The organism is Actinoplanes sp. M2I2 (genome assembly GCF_023544445.1).
Lineage (GTDB): Bacteria > Actinomycetota > Actinomycetes > Mycobacteriales > Micromonosporaceae > Actinoplanes.
Genome location: NZ_JALPVJ010000001.1, coordinates 135,045 through 151,418, shown reverse-complemented (window position 1 = coordinate 151,418; position 16,374 = coordinate 135,045). Strand labels below are relative to the sequence as shown.

The following is a 16,374-nucleotide window of genomic DNA, read 5'->3' as shown; positions in this document are numbered from 1 at the left end:
AGCACCGGTCGGGGAACAGAGAACGCCGCGCCCTTGGCGGAGGGCGCGGCGTCTCCTTGGCCCGGGAGCGGGCCAGGCTCGGTCAGGTCGACGACGGGCGGTCGACCGTGGCGACCACGTCCTTGTCGATGCGCGGGTCGCCCTCGTCGGCGAAGTAGTCGTCCCGCGTGGTGCCGTCCACGCCCTCCGGGCTCTTCGCGGCCCGCAGGATCAGCGTGGCGATCACGGCCACCAGCAGGTTGACCAGGACCGTGACGAAGCCGACGTAGATCGTGCGCTTCGTGTCGAAGCCGAAGTCGGACAGCGGGAACGCCGAGCCGCCGAAGTGGGCCCGCCCGGTCGCCGCGTTCGGGATCTGCCAGAGCATCCACATCGACAGGCCCATGCCGGCGACCCAGCCGGCGATCAGCCCGCCACGGTGCAGCCAGCGGGTGAACAGGCCGAGCGCCACCGCGGGCGCGGTCTGCAGGATGATGATGCCGCCGATGAGCTGCAGGTCGATCGAGAACTGCGGGTCGAGGAAGACGATGCAGGCCACCGCGCCGACCTTGACGACCAGCGACGTGATTTTCGAGACGCGCGCCTCCTGGGCGTTGGTGGCGTCCTTCTTCAGGTACTCCTTGTAGATGTTGCGGGTGAACAGGTTGGCCGCGGCGATCGACATGATCGCGGCCGGCACCAGGGCGCCGATGCCGATCGCGGCGAAGGCGACGCCGGCGAACCACGCCGGGAACTGCATGTCGAAGAGCAGCGGTACGACCGTGTTGCTGTCCACCTTGCCGGTCGCGGGGTCGGCCAGCGGCTTCACCCCGGACGCGATGGCCGCGTACCCGAGAAGCGCGAGCAGCCCGAGCAGGAAGCTGTAGGCCGGCAGGGCCGACATGTTCCGCTTGATCACGTTGCGGTTCTTGCTGGCCAGAACGCCGGTGATGCTGTGCGGGTAGAGGAACAGCGCGAGCGCCGAGCCGATCGCCAGCGTGATGTATTGGATCTGATTGTTGGCGTTCAGGGTGATGCCGTCGTTCGGGTTGGGCGAGGCGTCGAACTTCGCCTCGGCCGCGTCGAAGATCGTGCCCCAGCCGCCCAGCTTGTAGGGCAGATAGATGACGGCCACGATGATCACGATGTAGATCAGCGTGTCCTTGACGAAGGCGATCAGCGCGGGCGCCCGCAGGCCCGACTGATACGTGTAAGCGGCGAGGATCGCGAACGCGATGATGATCGGCGCGTGTCTCGCCAGCATGCTGTCGCCGGTCACGCCCATGGTCTTGAGCACCGCTTCGATGCCGATCAACTGCAGGGCGATGTACGGCATGGTGGCGACGATGCCGGTGATCGCGATCAGCAACGCCAGCGTCGGCGAGTCGAACCGGGTGCGCACGAAGTCGGCCGGCGTGACGAAACCGTGGCGGTGCGAGACCGACCAGAGCCGGATCAGGATCAGGAAGAACAGCGGATAGATGATGATCGTGTACGGCACGGCGAAGAACCCGGCCGCTCCGGCGCCGAAGATCAGGGCGGGTACGGCGACGAACGTGTACGCCGTGTAGAGGTCACCGCCGACCAGGAACCAGGTGATCCACCCGCCGAAGCTGCGGCCGCCCAGCCCCCACTCGTCGAGGTGTTCCATGTCCTTGGGCGCCCGCCACCGCGCGGCGACGAAGCCCATGCCGCTGACCAGCAGGAACAGAAGGGTGAAGACGACGATCTCGGTGATGTGGTCGCCCATGCCGTCACTTCCTCGTCATGCGGAAGACGATCGTCGTAGTGGTCACGCCGACGAGGATGAACAGGAACTGGAGCCAGTAGAAGGCCGGGAAACCCCACAACCGGGGCGAGTCGTGATTGAACAGCGGGGTCAGCACGGGCAGCACGATCGGGATCAGGAGCAGCCAGTTCCACGGGCTGCGATCGCTGCGGGCTGCGGGCACTGCCTTCGGCGTCTCGGAATCCGCCATCAGCCGTACCTCCTGGTAACTGTGGAGACGGTCACAGTCACGCTAACGAGGCACGACCGTGACAAGCGATCATCATGCGCCCAACGGGCGACACGCTGCGCCGAACGGCGACCGTCGATGCGGCGCCGGAGGGGGTGGCGGGCCGGGCGGCGCACCACCCCCGTCGGCGGTCAGGGAGTCCAGAGACCCGTCGAGACGGCCTTGGTCAGCGACGCGTTGGCGTCATCGCCGTCGAGCGACCACATCATGGCGCCGCCCAGACCCTTGCTCCGGATCCACAGGGACTTCTGCAGCATCACCGCCGGGTCGTCGTACGTCCAGAAGGTGGTGCCGTCGTAGAGCCACGCGTGGCCGGCCTTCAGGTCCCGGTGGACCTTGAAGCCGGGCAGCGTCTTGACGGTCTTGTAGTCCTCGGTGCCGGCGGCGAACTTACCGGGCGCCGCACCCGTGGCGGGCGCGAACAGGCCGTTGCCGCCGCCGGTCACGCCCGTCCAGCCCTGGCTGTAGTAGGGCAGGCCGAGGACGAGCTTGCGACGCGGGGCGCCGAGCGACACCCACTTGTCGATCGCGACCTCGGATGAGAAGTCGGGATTGTCGGGAGCTCCGGCCGGCACGCGCAGAGCCGACTGCTGGTTGGTCCGCGCCTCCCACGAGCCGTGGAAGTCGTAGCCCTGAACCGTCGCGAAGTCGAAGTACTTGAAGATCTCGCCCTCGAAGCCGGCGTCGACCTTCGCGGGCGCGGCGGGCAGGAACGCCGTCAGGTCGTAGCGCTTCTTCGTCGTACGGGAGAGGGCGTTCAGTTGCTTGCGGAACTCGGCGGTCAGCAGCGTGAAGTTTCGCTTGTCCTCGGGCCGGATGATGTTGCCGACCTCGCCGCCCGAGCCGGGCCACTCCCAGTCGAGGTCGATGCCGTCGAGGATCCCGGCCGCGGCCCCGGCGGGCAGCTCGGGCAGGTTGCCCTTGATCCAGAGATCCACGCAGGATGCGACGAGCTTCTGCCGGGACACGTCGGTCAGGGCCGCGTCCGAGAAGTACTTGGAGCCGGACCAGCCGCCGAGCGAGATCAGCACCCGCAGCTTCGGGTTCTTCTTCTTGAGCTCGGCGATCTGGTTCAGGTTGCCGGAGAGGGGCTGGCCGGCGACGTCGGCGACGCCGTCGACGCTGTTCTCGGCCGAGAAGGGCGTCTGCCAGTCGGCCCACGGGTCGGCCGAGGCGCAGACGCCGTCGGCGGTGACCGGGCCGAACGCGTAGTTGATGTGGGTGAGCCGGGCCGCGGCGCCGGAGTTCTGCACGTCGGCGAGCTGGAAGTCGCGGCCGTAGATGCCCCACTGGGTGAAGTAGCCGACCTTGACGTACGGCTTGACGTTCGCCTGTGCGGGTGTCGCAGCGGCCGTCGTGGCCACCGCTGCGACGGCCGCCGCGGCGATGAGACGGCGGGTCAGAACACGCATGAGCCCTCCAGGGGGCGAAAACGTTGAAGAAAGTTTCCTAATTGAGGAAGCTAAACGTCCCGCCCTGGAGAATCAATGGGCAATCATGAGGTCAGCGGAGATGAGCCGTCTCGTTGACCGAGCGCACGGCGATGTTCCCGTCCGGCCAGGCATCCATGGTGGACACGCCCGCGGTGTCGAGGTAGAGCCGATGCAGGAACGCGTCGGAGGCGGCCAGCGCGTCCCGCAGGATCAGCTTGATCGGCGAGACGTGCGAGACCAGGACGACGACCCCACCGGCGTACGACTGCAGGACCGTCGCCATCGCCGCGCGCACCCGCTTGGCGACCGCCTGGAACGACTCCCCGCCGGGCGGCGCCACGCTGGTCGAGGCCAGCCACGCGTCCATCTCGCGCGGCCAGCCCTCCTGCGCCTCGGCGAAGGTCAGGCCCTCCCAGGCTCCGAAGTCGACCTCGATCAGGTCGTCGACGACGGTCACCGGGACGCCGCCCACCTCGGCGGAGATCAGCTCGGCCGTCCGCACGCAGCGGCTCAGCGGCGAGCTGACGATCGCGGTGACGTCCCGCGCGATCCCCGCCACCCGGCCGCCCGCGGCCATCGCCTGGGCCTCGCCCTCGTCCGAGAGCGGCACGTCGCCGCGACCCGAATAGCGGCCCTGCCGGGTCAGCGTGCTCTCGCCGTGGCGGACGAGGATCAGCCGGGTCGCGTTCTCCAGGGACGGCGGCGCCCACGATCGCGGCGGCGCCGGGGTGACCACCTCGGGCTCGACGCGATCACGGACCGGCTTGCCCGCGGCCTCGTCCATCGCGCGGTTGGCCAGGGCGTCGGCCGCCTTGTTGCGCTCGCGCGGGATCCACTCGAAGGACACCCGGCCGAGCCGGGCGACCAGCTGGGCGGCCTCGGCGGCCAGCGGGCGCAGACCGGCGTTCTTGATCTGCCAGCGGCCGGACATCTGCTCGACCACCAGTTTCGAGTCCATCCGCACGTCGACCTCGGTGGCGCCCAGCTCGATCGCGGCCTTGAGCCCCTCGATCAGCCCGGTGTACTCGGCGACGTTGTTGGTGGTGACGCCGAGCGAGCCCTGCCGTTCCAGCAGGACCCCGCCGGCGCTGTCGAGCACCACCGAGCCGTACCCGGCCGGGCCCGGATTTCCCCGGGACCCGCCATCGGCCTCGACCGTGACCCTCACAGTCCCGATTCCTGGGTGCGGACCATGATGCGGCGGCACTCCTCACAGCGGACCACGTCGTCCGGCGCGGCCGCCTTGACCCGGTTCAGGTCGGCGCCGTAGAGCTCGATGCGGCAACCACCGCAGCGGCCCGACCGGAACAGCGCGGCCCCGAGACCGGACTCGAGCCGGATCTTGTCGTAGAGCCCGACCAGGTCGGTGGGCAGGTCGGCGGCCAGCGGACCCCGCGAGGAGGCTTTGAACTCCTGCTCCTTGGTGATGTCGGCCAGCGCCTCGTCGCGCCGCCGCTCGGCCGCCTGGCGGCGCTCGTCGGCCGCGTTGATCCGGCCCTGCACCGCGGACAGCGCCGTCTCGGCGGTCTCCCGCTGCTCCATCAGCTCGAGCTCGGCGTCCTCGAGCTCGGACTGCCGCCGGTTGAGGGTGGCCATCTCGTGCTGCAGACCCTCGATCTCGCGCAGCGCGCCGCCGGCGTCGAGCCGCTGCTTGTCGCGATCCTTGCGGGCGCGGACCTGCTCGATGTCCTTCTCGAAGCGGCTGATGTCACGGTCGAGGTCGTCGACCGCGACCTGGGCCCGGACGCGCTCGTCCTCCAGGGCGGCGAGCTCCCGCGCCACGGCGTCGAGCTCGGCGAGCTCGGGCAGCGACTTGCGCCGGTGCGCGAGCTGCGCCAGGGCGGTGTCGACGGCTTGCAGGTCGAGCAAGCGGCGCTGGGCTTCCGGCGAGGCCTTCACAGCAGGGGCTCCTTCTTTTCGGGTACGTCCCGGGCGTGCACGGTCCAGGGGTCGGTGTCCACATCAGACACGATGACGTCGGCGCCGGACTCCCCGCGGAGCCAGTCGCTGACGTCGTCGAGCCAGGGGCGTTCGGTCGCCCAGTGCGCGACGTCGATCAGCGCGGGCCCGTCCTCGGCGAGATGCTCGCTCGCGGGATGGTGGCGAAGATCGGCACAGAGGTACGCGTCGACGCCCGCACGGGTCGCGTCGGCCAGGAACGAGTCGCCCGCGCCGCCGCAGACGGCGATCGTGCGCAGCAGGCGTGACGGGTCGCCGGCGGCCCGGATGCCGGCCGCGGTGGCGGGCAGCCGGGTGACCGCGAAGCCGGCGAACTCGGCCAGGTCCATCGGCTCGTCGAGCCGGCCGATGCGGCCGATGCCGCGGCCCTCACCGGCGGCGGCGCCCGAGGCGGGCACCAGCGGCCGCAGATCGCGCAGGCCCAACCGGGCCGCGAGGGCGTCGGAAACGCCGGGATTGGCCACGTCGGCGTTGGTGTGCGCGCTGTAGAGCGCGACGTCGTTGCGGATCAGCCGGTGGATGATGCGGCCCTTGTACGTGTCGGGCGCGATCGACGAGACCGGCTTGAGCAGCAACGGGTGGTGGGCGACGATCAGGTCGGCCCGCACGGCGAGCGCCTGGTCGACCGTCTCGGGCACGCAGTCGACGACGCAGAGGATCCGCCGGACCGGGCGCTCGAAGTCGCCGAGCACCAGTCCGACCCGGTCCCACGACTCCGCCCAGTCGCGCGGATAGCGCCGGTCGAGGGCGTTCACCACGTCGAGAACGGTGGGTGCTGCGGCGGAATCGGTCACGGCCGACAACTCTATCGGGCCCCGGCCGCCCGATCGGCAGGACAGGCCTACGCCGGTTCCACCTGGCTACCGCTGCTCATCGACACCGGGCTGCTGACCGCCTGCAGAGCCCGCCGCCAGGGGAATTGGCCCCGGAACCGGTCAGACTGTCCCGGTATGCCCAGCCGGCACACGTCCTCGCCGTAGAGCACGTGCACGCCCCAGTCCCGCAGCTTGGCCAGGCTCTCGTGCAGCGCCGGGTGCAGGGCCATGACCTTGTTCGTGTACGGGACGACGGCCGTGGGCACGCCGTACCCGTAGCCCTCGATCAGCAGACCGAGGACGAGGGTGTCGGTGATGCCGGCGGCCCACTTGTTGACGGTGTTGACCGTGGCGGGGGCGACGATCATCGCGTCGGCCTGGGGCAGCACGTCGGGGTCGCCGGGGCTTTTGTAGTAGCTGCGCACCGGATGACCGGTCTGGGCCTGGAGCGCGGCCACGTCGACGAACTTGCGGCCGTCGGGTGTCGTGATCACGCAGACCTCCCAGCCCTCCTGCTGGGCCAGACCGACCAGGATGCCGACGTCGCGGGCCATGGGCGAGCCGCAGACCAGGACATACAGCACCCCGGGCGCGACGTTGCCGATCGTCACGTCCGAATCCCCCACCCGCCACCCGGCCGCGGACCGAAGGCCCTGCTCATACACCGACTCCCATCTGCTCGGCCAGTTCCGCGATCGGAGCCGGCGGAGTGCCCCGCGTGCGGCGGAGCACGTCGGAAAGAACCTCGTGCGCGAGCGGGCGGCAGCGGATCTCGGACGGGGCGAGCCGGTCGCCCTCGAGCAGCATCTCGCTGGCCTTCTCGATGTCGCCGATCTGGGTGTAGCCCCGGGCGATGTCCAGGAAGTGGTGCGCCCGGCGTTCCGGCAGCAGCGCGTTGAAGCCGACCACGTCGATCTTCTCGTGCGTGTCGACCGCGGCCCGGCCGTCGCCCAGCTCGACCGCCGCGGCACACCGGTGCAGCTGCACGTTGGTCGGGCCGAAGCTGGTCCAGTAGTGGTTGAAGTCGCCGCCGAGCTCGAGCGAGGCCTGTTCGGCGCCGCAGAGCAGGTCGCGCACGGTCGCGCTGTCACCGATGCGGGCCGCCGCCATCGCCCCGTTGAGCAGCAACATGCCGTACACCGAAAGCCGTTGGCCCTTGTGCTCGGGCTCCTGGGTGTGGGCCGGAGCCAGCCGGTTGGCGATGTTGACGTTGACCTCGAGCGAGGGGCGCACCCGGCCGAGCGCGAGCAGCGCACTGCCCACCCGGAAGCTGGCCAGACCGGCCAGCAGCTGGTCACCGGCTCGCTGCGAGACGGCGATCGAGCGGTCGGCGGCCAGCCAGGACAGCTCGTGCTCGCCCACCTTGCGCAGCGCCGACGACGCGATCTGATAGACCTGACCGAGCAGGTGGGCCGCGTCCTTGGCCTCGGCGCCGGTCGCGTACGCGCTGTCGGCCGCCTGGGCATCCCGCAGCAGCTTGGGCAGCATGCGCGCCAGGACGCCGTACTTGGCGTGCTGATAGGTCAGCCACGCGTGGCTGACCGCCTTGCGCATCTCGGCCAGCGGCGGCGAGTGGGGCACCGCCTGGAAGAACGCGCTCATCTGGTCGTACCGCTCCAGAGCGGCACGAATCTCCTCGACCTCGACCTGGTCGATGCAGTTCTGCGTTTCCGGCCGGCGCTCCACGTCCTTGCCCAGCAACAGCTGGACATCGACCTGAAGGACGTCGGCGATCTCGTAGACGACGGAGAACTTGTCGAGCCGGCGGACTCCCCGCTCCACCTTGTCGACCCAGCTCTTGGACTTTCCCAGCCGGTCAGCGAAAACCTGCTGGGACATCTTGCGTCGGCCGCGCCAATAGGCGACGCGGCGGCCGATCGGCAGCTCGTCCACGGTGCCTCCCCCGACTCACCGACGACCCCCGCCGGCGAGCCCTTGTGTCATCTGCAGTCTGACCCCTCCACGTCCGCACAAGTCGCACAGAGTGTGTGATCGCCTGCTCACCGATGCTCGTAGTTTTTCGGGCAACTTGCAAAGGGTGGATCTGCCGGGACCAACGAGGCGTGTCGCGCTTGGATACGGCGCCTCCGGTTGATATGGCCACCAGGCCACTGAATCGGGGTTCATCGACCTATGTGGTGGACCGTCCATCGGCCGTTCGTACCGTCGGCGCCGCTCCGCCCGCCGCAGCCGGCACCCACCGGCCTCAGCAGCACACTTCGCCGGGCCGGGCATGTCGAGTGACACCGTAGTACTTCAGAGGGTGACGGTCGAGTCACTCAAAGGGATGAACTCTTGCTGGGCCGGGCCCGCACGTGGATGCGGGCGCCCTGACTGTCGAAGATCGATAGAAACTCGACCGCCTCGCCCTCGGCACTGCCGAACCAGTGCGGCACCCGGGTGTCGAACTCGGCCGCCTCGCCCGGCGGCAGGATCAGGTCGTGCTCACCCAGGACGAGCCGTAGCCGGCCGCTCATGACGTACAGCCACTCGTAGCCCTCGTGCGTCTTGGGATCGGGCTCCTGCCGATGGCCGGCCTCGATGAGGTGCTTGAACGCCTGCGGACCTCCGGGATTGCGGGTCAGCGGCAGGATCGTCTGGCCGAATCGGTGGACCGGCCGGGCGTACACCCGGGGGTCGCCGGTCGGCGGCGCACCGACCAGCTCGTCGAGGGGCACGTGATAGGCCCGGGCCAGCGGCAGCAGCAGCTCGAGGGTCGCCTTGCGCTGCCCCGACTCGAGCCGCGACAGCGTGCTCACCGAGATGCCGGTGGTGTCGGCCAGGGCCGTGAGGGTGATGCCGGCGCCACGGCGCAGGGCCCGCAACCTCGGCCCCACCTCCCGCAGCACGTCTTCGTTTGCCGTCATAGCAACCAAGCTTCGCGCATTCGGCGAAGCCGGGCCCGATCACCGGGGATCCGCGGCCGCCAGCTCCCGGTAGGCCGTGATCACCGCGGCCGTACGGTCGGCCAGCTCGGGACCGGCCTCGGTCATCGGGGCCGCGTGCCGATCGGCCAGGCCGGCCAGCACGAACTCGGCCCGCCGGGCAGTCTCGTCGATCTCGCGCTCCCGCAGGAAAGCCTCGCCGGCCAGCGCGGTGCGGTCCAGGCCGCGCAGGATGCGGTTGATCCGCCGGCCGGTCTCGCGCCACAGCTGATCGGCCCGGTCCCGCTGGGCGGCGAGCGCCTGCACAGCCGGGCTGTCGGCCGGGACGTCCTGACGCCGTACACCCTGGATCTCGGTCCGGAGGCGGCGGAGCTCCTGCCGTCGGGCCAGCAACCCGCCCAGGTCGTCGAGGGCCCGGGTCAGCGACCGGTCGGCCAGATCCGGGTCGATCATGCCGGAGAGCCCGGGCCAGGTACGCCGGATGCGGCGCGAGACACCGACGGCGCGCTGGAGGACGGCGCGCTCCTCGCCGGTCCGCAGCACGTGCACGTCGTCGCCGGCCGGAATGTCGAAGCAGGCCTCCTGGGCGGCCCGGTCCTGCCGGTACCAAACGGTGGCCACGGTGGCGACGGAGGCGGCGAACGACAGCCACCACGGCACGCCGACGGCGTAGAGAGCAGCGGAGACGAAGACCAGCGAGAGGCTGAGGCGGCAGGCGCCGGCCCGGCGGGCGGTCCGGCTGACGCCGCTCGCGGGCACGGGGACGAGCTCGGTCAGCGACCCGGATCGGTGCTTGACGGCGCGGCCGGTGCGCAACCTCAGGGCGTACGGGGAAACGACGGTCTTCTCGGCGTCCATGCCGATCTGCAACTCAGCCGGCATGCGCCCTCCGCCTTCCGATCGCTTGCGGTCGCAGGGCGGGCCCGATCGCCGGGGGGATGCCGACCGGGGCCCGCCCGCCGGCGGGACGTCCCGCCGGCACTCTCAGCAATCGGTGATCGGGGGGCCCGGTTGAGGAACCGCTCGGGTGCAGACCGGGTGCCCTTTGCCTCCCTCGGCGCGTCCCCTGACCCGGCCCGCCGCCTCCCCGGCCCGCCGCCTCTCTCGGTCCGTCGCCTCTCTCGGTCCGTCGTCTCTCTCGGCTCGTCGCCTCTGTCGGCCCGTCAGTCGAAGATCCGGAAGACCAGGCGCTCGTTCCACGGCTTGTTCTCGTCGGCCGACTGCGCGGCCTCGAACATCGCGACGAACGCGTCGAACGCCGACCGGCCCAGCGCCATCCGGATCACCGAGGTGTGCGTCCAGACGAGCTCCACCGGTCGCGGATCGCCCGCCGCCACCCGCTCCCGCAGAGACCTCAGGGAGGGCCGGTACGGCGGGCCGTAGCCGAACGCCCCGGCCAGGCGCCGGAGCAGGTCTGAGCTCCCCTTCCGTAGGGTGGGGCGGTGATGGATCCCGTCCGTAACGCGATCGCCGGCGAACGCCGCCGGGTCGCCGACCTGATCGAGTCGCTGACCCCGGCCCAGCTCGACACGCCCAGCCTCTGCGGCGCGTGGACCGTCCGGCAGGTCGCGGGGCATTTGCTGGCCGCGGTCGAGACCCCACCCCGCGCGACCCTGTCGGCGATGATCCGCGGCCGGTTCCGGCTCCACCGGGCCAACGCGCTGCTCGCGGCCGAGGTCGCCCGGCAGCCGCCCGCCGCGCTCGCGGCCGGCCTGCGCCGGCACGCGTCGGCCGGCTTCCGGCCGCCCATCGTCGGGTACCTCGGGCAGCTCACCGACCTGCAGGTGCACGGGCAGGACATGCGACGGCCGCTCGGGCTGCCGCACGGACTCAGCCTCGATCACCTGCGGAGGTCGCTGGACTTCCTGACCGGCGGGCGGGCGGTCGGCTTCACCCCGCGCCGGCGCCTCACCGGGCTGCGCTTCGAAGCCACCGATCTGGACTGGGCATACGGGACCGGCGCGCTGGTCACGGGGCCGGCCGAGGCCCTGATGATGGCGCTGACCGGACGACGGGCCGTGCTCGGTGAGCTCGACGGTCCGGGAGTCCGCGTGCTGGCCGCGCGAATCCCCTGAAATCGCCCGCCCGGCACCGCCGAAAACTGTCGGAGGGTAGCCCTAGGGTCACGGCCATGAATGACACCGCCCTCCAGTCATCCCCCATCACCCTCGATCGCCGCCTCGTGTTCGGCGAGATCGATTACCAGGTCACCGCCTTCCCCACCGACGACCACCGCATCGACCTCTGCATCGTCAGCAGCGACGGCGACGGTCACGTGGTGAGCGAGATCAGCGGCGGCATCTCCCCGGCCGACCTGCCCACGCTCACCGACGTCCTCACCTCGACGCTGGCCGGCCTGATCGCGATGACCCGGTCGCGGCCGGCCCCGGCCGGTCCACCGCCCGACCGGCACGACCGGCACCCCAACCAGGGCGCCCGCTGGACCTCGACCGACGACGAACGCCTGGTCACGCGTTACCGGGCGGGCGCGCGCCGGCGGGAGCTGGTGGCCGAGTTCGGGCGCAGCACCGGCGGCATCCGGGCCCGGCTCGAACACCTCGGCGAGCTCGCGCCCGGCGGTCGCTGGGGGTCGGCGGGCGACGGCTCCGCCGGTCTCCCGGCCGTCGATCCCCCGCCCACCGGGCCGGCGGCCACCGAGACCGCCGGCTGAGGGGGTCGGTGGGGCCGGGCACTACCGCGCGTCCGGCCCCACCGGTGCCACCACGTCCGGGACGGCCGTCGGCCAACAGCCGTCCCCCCTGGTGACGGGCGACGGCGCGACGACCGGCCGCCGGCGGGGCGTATGCCCGCGAACGGTTGTCGCGCCGGCGCCGCCTTTCCCGGCCCTACTCGCCGCCGACCGGCGCGGCGTCGGCCGGTGCGCGGTTGGCCGGTGCACTGTTCGCCGGAGCACTGTTCGCCGGAGCACTGTTCGCCGGAGCACTGTCTGGTGGCGGGCTGCCGGCTGCCGTGATCAAGCCTTGGCGGGGGCCGGCCAGGCAGGCCTCGACCCGCAGGATCTGCCCGTGGGTGAACATGAACATCGCCGCGTCGTCGGTGTAGTCCATGTAGTTCACGAACATGTCGCCGTCCGGCCCGTTGTTGCAGGTGACCGACGGGAAGGACGGCGTGCCGAAGTTCTGCCCGGCCTGGTTGGGGGTGTCCGACACGAAATCGGTGCCGCTGCAGCCCGTGCCGTCGTCGCCGCCGATGTGGAACAGGTTGAGCCAGTGGCCGATCTCATGGGTGGTGGTCCGCCCGAGGTTGAACGGCGCGGCCGCCGTACCGGTGGTGCCGAACCCGGTGTGGGTGATCACCACGCCGTCGGTGGCCGGCGGCCCGCCGGGGAACTGGGCATAACCCAGCAGACCGCCGCCCAGCCGGCAGACCCAGACGTTGAGGTAGCGGTCGGCCGGCCACGCGTCGGCGCCGCCCCGGGCGGTGAACTTCACCGCCTCGTCGTCCGAGAAGGAGAGCACATCCGTGCGCCGCCGGGTGACGCCGTCGGTCGGGTTGCCCTGCGGGTCGACGCTCGCCCGCCGGAACTCCAGACGCGCGTCGGCGACCAGGCCCTGCCACACCGGGGGCACGTTCGCGACGTCGGCGTTCGTTGCCCGGAAGTCCTCGTTGAGCACGGCGATCTGACTGTCGATCTGCTCGTCCGAGACGTTCTGCTCGTCGGCGCCGAAGACGACATGGACGACCACCGGCACGGTCACGACCTCGGCCCGCGACGGTTGTTCCTGCCCCGTGGCGAAGGCGAAGGCGAGATTCTCGATGGCGGCCCGGTTGAGCCGGTAGTTCAGGCTTTCGTTGAGCAGCCGGCGGTGCACGTCCTCGCTGCCGCAGCGGCGCCGTACCGGTGTCTCGACGATGTCGGCGGTGTCCATCGGGCTTCATCTCCTCGCGCTGTCTGCTTTCGCTGTCTGCTCGCATTTCGCTGTGTGCTCGGGTCTCGCTGCCTGCTCGGCTCTTGCTGCCTGCTTCCGCTGTCGGCGCCAGCTAACGGCGGATCCTCAGCACCTGGTCGTCGTGGGCGACGATGTGCAGCAGGCGGGACGCCGCGCCGGCCCGCACGCGGACGGCGTCGCCCTCCCCCGGCTCCCAGCGGCCCGGGCTCGCGACGGCTCCGTCGACCGGCCCGGCGGCGTACTCGACATAGGCGCCACCCGGCCGCAGCTCGAAACCCGGTCGCGGCGCCCGGCTGGGCGGGAACGGGAAGTCGGCGGGCCGGTAGACGGCCTGGTCGTCGGTGTCCTCCTCGAAGGAGCGATACCAGCGCCGGAACAGATCCGGCGAGATCTCGGCCATCCGGCACCCTCTCCGGCAGTGCTTGACGTGGGCGTGCTCCCCGGCGGCGCCGGCGTTCGTGTGGTGGCCAGGGTGGCAGCATCGCCGCTGGTGAAGCGGCATTCGGTCCGTGATCCGACACCATCGGGAGACGAACGACCGATGACCCTTGCCGTGGGTGCGCGGCACGGTCGGACGATGAGCTGGCGACGCACCGACCACCGACTCGCCGCGATCGACGCCTACCGCGCTCCCGCGATCGTGCGCCAGCGCTTCGCGGCCGAGCACGACAAACTGGCCCAGGCCGATCTCGATCAGGTCGAGTCCGCGACCCGGCAGTGGTTCCGCCTGGCCGCCCGTCATCCCCGGGCCAAGCTGACCATGCCGTCGTCGGCGGCGTACGCCCTGTGGCGCGGGGTGGCCCTGCAGACCGATTACGCCGCCTTCAGCAAGCAGGCCTTCGGCCGCCGGTTCCCGCCGCCACCGGCCGATGCCGCCTCGCCGCCGGGTGTCGATTTCGGAGCGCTGGCCGAGACGCACCGGCTGGCCCGGCAGGACGAGCCGGGTGGTCCCACCGCGCTGCCGTTGCTGTTCCGCATCGACCAGCAACTGAAGTTCCCCGGCGGCCGGCGCTACCTGGCCGACTGCGGGGGCCGGGGCACCTGTTACGACGTGCCCGGCGCCCTCTGCCTGCAACACCTGCAAGGCGCCGGCCGCCCGGTCCGGGGCCGCAACCCGTTCGGGCCGCCCCCACCTGACTACTCCTCCCCCGGCGGCGGCGGTCCCGGCTGCGGCGGCGGGGCCGGCTGAGCCGTTCCTCGCGCCAAAGCTGTCCACCTGCTCCGCGGGGTCGGGCGCGGCTCCCAAGCGCAGCCGGAACGCCGTACGCGGGCCTAATTGCCTTGCCGCAGGGTTTGCCGGACGGTGAGGATCCGGACGTGACGGAATCCGTGGTCGAGTTGTTCGACCGTGTCGCCGGGCGCTACGACGACGTGTTGCCGTTCTTCGCCGGCTTCGGGCGGCTGGTCGCCGGACGTCTGCCCGCCCCGAAGCCGGGAAGCCGTCTGCCCGCCCCGAAGCCGGGAAGCCGTCTGCTCGACATCGGAGCCGGCCGCGGAGCGATCGCCGTTCCGGCGCGGGCGCGCGGTTTCGAAGTGACCGCGACGGACGCCGCCCCCGCCATGGTGGCGCGGCTGCGGGACGAGCAGCCCGGCCTCGACGTGCGGCTGATGGACGCGGCCGGCCTCGACTTCCCCGACGACTCGTTCGACGTGGTCACCGCCGGGCTGACGATGCACATCCTGGACGATGCCGAGGCCGTCAGCCGGGAAGTGCGACGGGTCCTCCGCCCCGGTGGCCTGTTCGCCTTCACCACCCCGGGCCGCGTACCCGAAGGTTTCAAGTTCGCCGACGGGGCCAACGCGCTGTTCGCCGAGTTCGCCTCGTACCTGCCACCACAAGGCAGCATGGGCGCACCCTTCGACGAGATCGAGACGCTCACCGCCGCCGGTTTCGAGCAGATTCGGGAAACAGATCTGAGGCTGGAGCTGCCCGTGGCCGACGCCGAGACGTTCTGGCAGTGGTTCCAGACCCACGGCACCCGCAAGTTCTTCGACGACCTGCCCCCCGCTCGCCGCGCCGACTTCCGGCGCCGGCTGATCGACGACCTCACCCCGCGCGGCCCGCTGGTCCTGCGCCGGTACGCCTGGCTCTACCAGGCCCGGAAACCGGCACAGCAGCCGTGACGAGCCACCGCGGCAGTCGCCCCCCGACGGCCCCCCTCACCTCAACAGCGTCCCCGATACTGACGATGTGAATCTTTCCGCCGGTCCGAGCTTCTTCCGCACCATCCCGGCCGGCTACCTCGGCGCCAACCTGCTGACCGACGGAGTCGCCGACGTGGCCGACGGCGACCACTGGGGCTGGCTCTGGATGTTCTTCGGAGCAGTCGCCCTCGCCTTCCTGGTGCAGCACCTGCGCGAGCAGGCCCTACGAGGCCTCAACCGCCCGGGCGCCACCTGGTCGCGCACCGACACCGCCAACGTCGGCATCCTGACCGTCGTGACCGCCCTCATGCTCGTGGACACGATGATCGAAACCAACACACCGCCCGCGGGCAAGGCCGCCATCTACACGATGGTCGCCGTCTACGCCGCGCTGACGCTCGACTTCGCCTTCCAACGCAGCCAGGTGATCCGAGCCTCGACCCCGGCCGCGAAACCCACTCTCACACCTCCAGCGGTGTAATCGTCACCCAGCCGTCCGACTCCGGCGCTCGACGCGCGAGACGTCACGACGAAGCCGACGTCGCCGAAGTGCCGAGACCAAGCTGCACCCAAACCACTGCGAGCCGTAGCCCACCGGAGCAAAGCACCCGTACAGCCGGAGTGCCGACTTGAGCGGTCCCGTCTGCCCGCCGGGCGTGCGGCTACGCTGGAACACTGACGTTGACGTCAGATGTCGGCGTCGCGGATGGAACGGCCTGTCGGCCGGAGGAGGGGACCATGCGGATCGGAGACCTGGCGGCACGCACCGGGGTGAGCGTGCGCGCTGTGCGCTACTACGAGGAACAGGGCCTGCTGTACAGCGCCCGCAGCGCCAGCGGGCAGCGCCACTACACCGAGAACGAGGTGGGACGGGTGGCGCTCATCCAGTCGCTGTACGCCGCCGGACTGTCCAGCCGCACGATCCTCGAGCTTCTGCCCTGCGTGCAGACACCGACCGACGAGAACTCCGACCTTGCTTTCGAGCGGATGATGCAGGAACGCGACCGCTTGACCGCACACATCGCCGATCTCACCGAAACCCGCGACACCCTCGACGGCCTGATCGCCATGAATCGGGAGCACCGAATGGGTACCGCTACCTGCTGAACCAGAGGCGGGAGCTGCTGAACACACGGGTGGGCGCGGTAGGTTTCGAACCTACGACCCCTCGCTTGTAAGGCGAGTGCTCTCCCACTGAGCTACGCGCCCGGCACGGCATGCGGCCGGAG

The 16,374-nt window shown here is 70.9% G+C and carries 19 protein-coding genes and 1 tRNA gene; 6 read left to right on the top strand and 14 right to left on the bottom strand.

Features of this window, described 5'->3' with window-relative positions:
* Nucleotides 1-82: 82 nt before the first annotated feature.
* From mctP to HJC40_RS00710, 11 genes are all read right to left on the bottom strand, one after another.
* On the bottom strand, nt 83-1,729 hold the full coding sequence (gene mctP, locus HJC40_RS00760; protein ID WP_249997639.1) for a monocarboxylate uptake permease MctP: 1,647 nt from the start codon (nt 1,727-1,729) through the stop codon (nt 83-85).
* Between the two features lie 4 nt (nt 1,730-1,733).
* Complete coding sequence (locus HJC40_RS00755) at nt 1,734-1,958, bottom strand: DUF3311 domain-containing protein (RefSeq protein ID WP_249997638.1); 225 nt, start codon at nt 1,956-1,958, stop codon at nt 1,734-1,736.
* Between the two features lie 170 nt (nt 1,959-2,128).
* Nucleotides 2,129-3,409, bottom strand: coding sequence for a glycoside hydrolase family 18 protein (locus tag HJC40_RS00750; protein ID WP_249997637.1), 1,281 nt, complete (start codon nt 3,407-3,409; stop codon nt 2,129-2,131).
* Nucleotides 3,410-3,500: 91 nt separating this feature from the next.
* A complete protein-coding gene (locus HJC40_RS00745; RefSeq protein ID WP_249997636.1) occupies nt 3,501-4,598 on the bottom strand; it encodes a bifunctional RNase H/acid phosphatase in 1,098 nt (365 codons plus the stop codon).
* The gene (locus HJC40_RS00740; RefSeq protein WP_249997635.1) at nt 4,595-5,329 is read right to left on the bottom strand and encodes a zinc ribbon domain-containing protein; all 735 of its coding nucleotides are present in this window, start codon (nt 5,327-5,329) and stop codon (nt 4,595-4,597) included. Before HJC40_RS00740 ends, HJC40_RS00745 begins: the two co-directional genes overlap by 4 nt.
* Nucleotides 5,326-6,183 (bottom strand): Nif3-like dinuclear metal center hexameric protein, encoded by an 858-nt coding sequence (locus HJC40_RS00735; protein WP_249997634.1) that lies wholly within the window; start codon nt 6,181-6,183, stop codon nt 5,326-5,328. The genes HJC40_RS00740 and HJC40_RS00735 overlap by 4 nt, the downstream gene beginning before the upstream one ends.
* 47 nt (nt 6,184-6,230) lie before the next feature.
* Complete coding sequence (locus HJC40_RS00730) at nt 6,231-6,815, bottom strand: flavoprotein (protein WP_308200813.1); 585 nt, start codon at nt 6,813-6,815, stop codon at nt 6,231-6,233.
* Nucleotides 6,816-6,861: 46 nt separating this feature from the next.
* Nucleotides 6,862-8,097, bottom strand: a complete 1,236-nt coding sequence (locus HJC40_RS00725) for a helix-turn-helix domain-containing protein (protein ID WP_249997633.1) — start codon at nt 8,095-8,097, stop codon at nt 6,862-6,864.
* 386 nt (nt 8,098-8,483) lie between these two features.
* Complete coding sequence (locus tag HJC40_RS00720) at nt 8,484-9,071, bottom strand: helix-turn-helix domain-containing protein (RefSeq protein WP_249997632.1); 588 nt, start codon at nt 9,069-9,071, stop codon at nt 8,484-8,486.
* Between the two features lie 39 nt (nt 9,072-9,110).
* Nucleotides 9,111-9,971: a hypothetical protein gene (locus HJC40_RS00715; RefSeq protein ID WP_249997631.1), complete on the bottom strand. Its 861-nt coding sequence runs from the start codon at nt 9,969-9,971 to the stop codon at nt 9,111-9,113.
* A 281-nt stretch (nt 9,972-10,252) separates the two neighbouring features.
* Nucleotides 10,253-10,402 (bottom strand): hypothetical protein, encoded by a 150-nt coding sequence (locus HJC40_RS00710; protein ID WP_249997630.1) that lies wholly within the window; start codon nt 10,400-10,402, stop codon nt 10,253-10,255.
* 132 nt (nt 10,403-10,534) lie between these two features.
* On the opposite strand from HJC40_RS00710, the gene HJC40_RS00705 reads away from it, so the two are divergent.
* The gene (locus HJC40_RS00705) at nt 10,535-11,164 is read left to right on the top strand and encodes a maleylpyruvate isomerase family mycothiol-dependent enzyme (protein ID WP_249997629.1); all 630 of its coding nucleotides are present in this window, start codon (nt 10,535-10,537) and stop codon (nt 11,162-11,164) included.
* A gap of 56 nt (nt 11,165-11,220) precedes the next feature.
* Nucleotides 11,221-11,760, top strand: coding sequence for a hypothetical protein (locus tag HJC40_RS00700; RefSeq protein ID WP_249997628.1), 540 nt, complete (start codon nt 11,221-11,223; stop codon nt 11,758-11,760).
* A 175-nt stretch (nt 11,761-11,935) separates the two neighbouring features.
* On the opposite strand, the gene HJC40_RS00695 is transcribed toward HJC40_RS00700, so the two are convergent.
* Together HJC40_RS00695 and HJC40_RS00690 are read right to left on the bottom strand one after the other, a co-directional pair.
* Nucleotides 11,936-12,979 carry a zinc metalloprotease gene (locus tag HJC40_RS00695; protein ID WP_249997627.1) on the bottom strand — a complete coding sequence of 348 codons (1,044 nt, stop codon included), beginning with the start codon at nt 12,977-12,979 and terminating at the stop codon, nt 11,936-11,938.
* Between the two features lie 112 nt (nt 12,980-13,091).
* On the bottom strand, nt 13,092-13,400 hold the full coding sequence (locus HJC40_RS00690; RefSeq protein ID WP_249997626.1) for a hypothetical protein: 309 nt from the start codon (nt 13,398-13,400) through the stop codon (nt 13,092-13,094).
* A gap of 177 nt (nt 13,401-13,577) precedes the next feature.
* Between HJC40_RS00690 and HJC40_RS00685 the strand changes: the two genes are divergently transcribed.
* The 4 genes from HJC40_RS00685 (at nt 13,578) to HJC40_RS00670 (ending at nt 16,252) form a co-directional block, all read left to right on the top strand.
* Nucleotides 13,578-14,189, top strand: a complete 612-nt coding sequence (locus HJC40_RS00685) for a hypothetical protein (RefSeq protein WP_249997625.1) — start codon at nt 13,578-13,580, stop codon at nt 14,187-14,189.
* A gap of 128 nt (nt 14,190-14,317) precedes the next feature.
* Nucleotides 14,318-15,124 carry a class I SAM-dependent methyltransferase gene (locus tag HJC40_RS00680; protein ID WP_249997624.1) on the top strand — a complete coding sequence of 269 codons (807 nt, stop codon included), beginning with the start codon at nt 14,318-14,320 and terminating at the stop codon, nt 15,122-15,124.
* 67 nt (nt 15,125-15,191) lie between these two features.
* Nucleotides 15,192-15,626: a hypothetical protein gene (locus HJC40_RS00675; protein WP_249997623.1), complete on the top strand. Its 435-nt coding sequence runs from the start codon at nt 15,192-15,194 to the stop codon at nt 15,624-15,626.
* Between the two features lie 257 nt (nt 15,627-15,883).
* Entirely contained in the window at nt 15,884-16,252 is a 369-nt protein-coding gene (locus tag HJC40_RS00670) for a MerR family transcriptional regulator (protein WP_249997622.1), read from the top strand.
* 30 nt (nt 16,253-16,282) lie between these two features.
* On the opposite strand, the gene HJC40_RS00665 is transcribed toward HJC40_RS00670, so the two are convergent.
* Nucleotides 16,283-16,354: transfer RNA gene (locus HJC40_RS00665), tRNA-Val, on the bottom strand.
* Nucleotides 16,355-16,374: the final 20 nt, after the last annotated feature.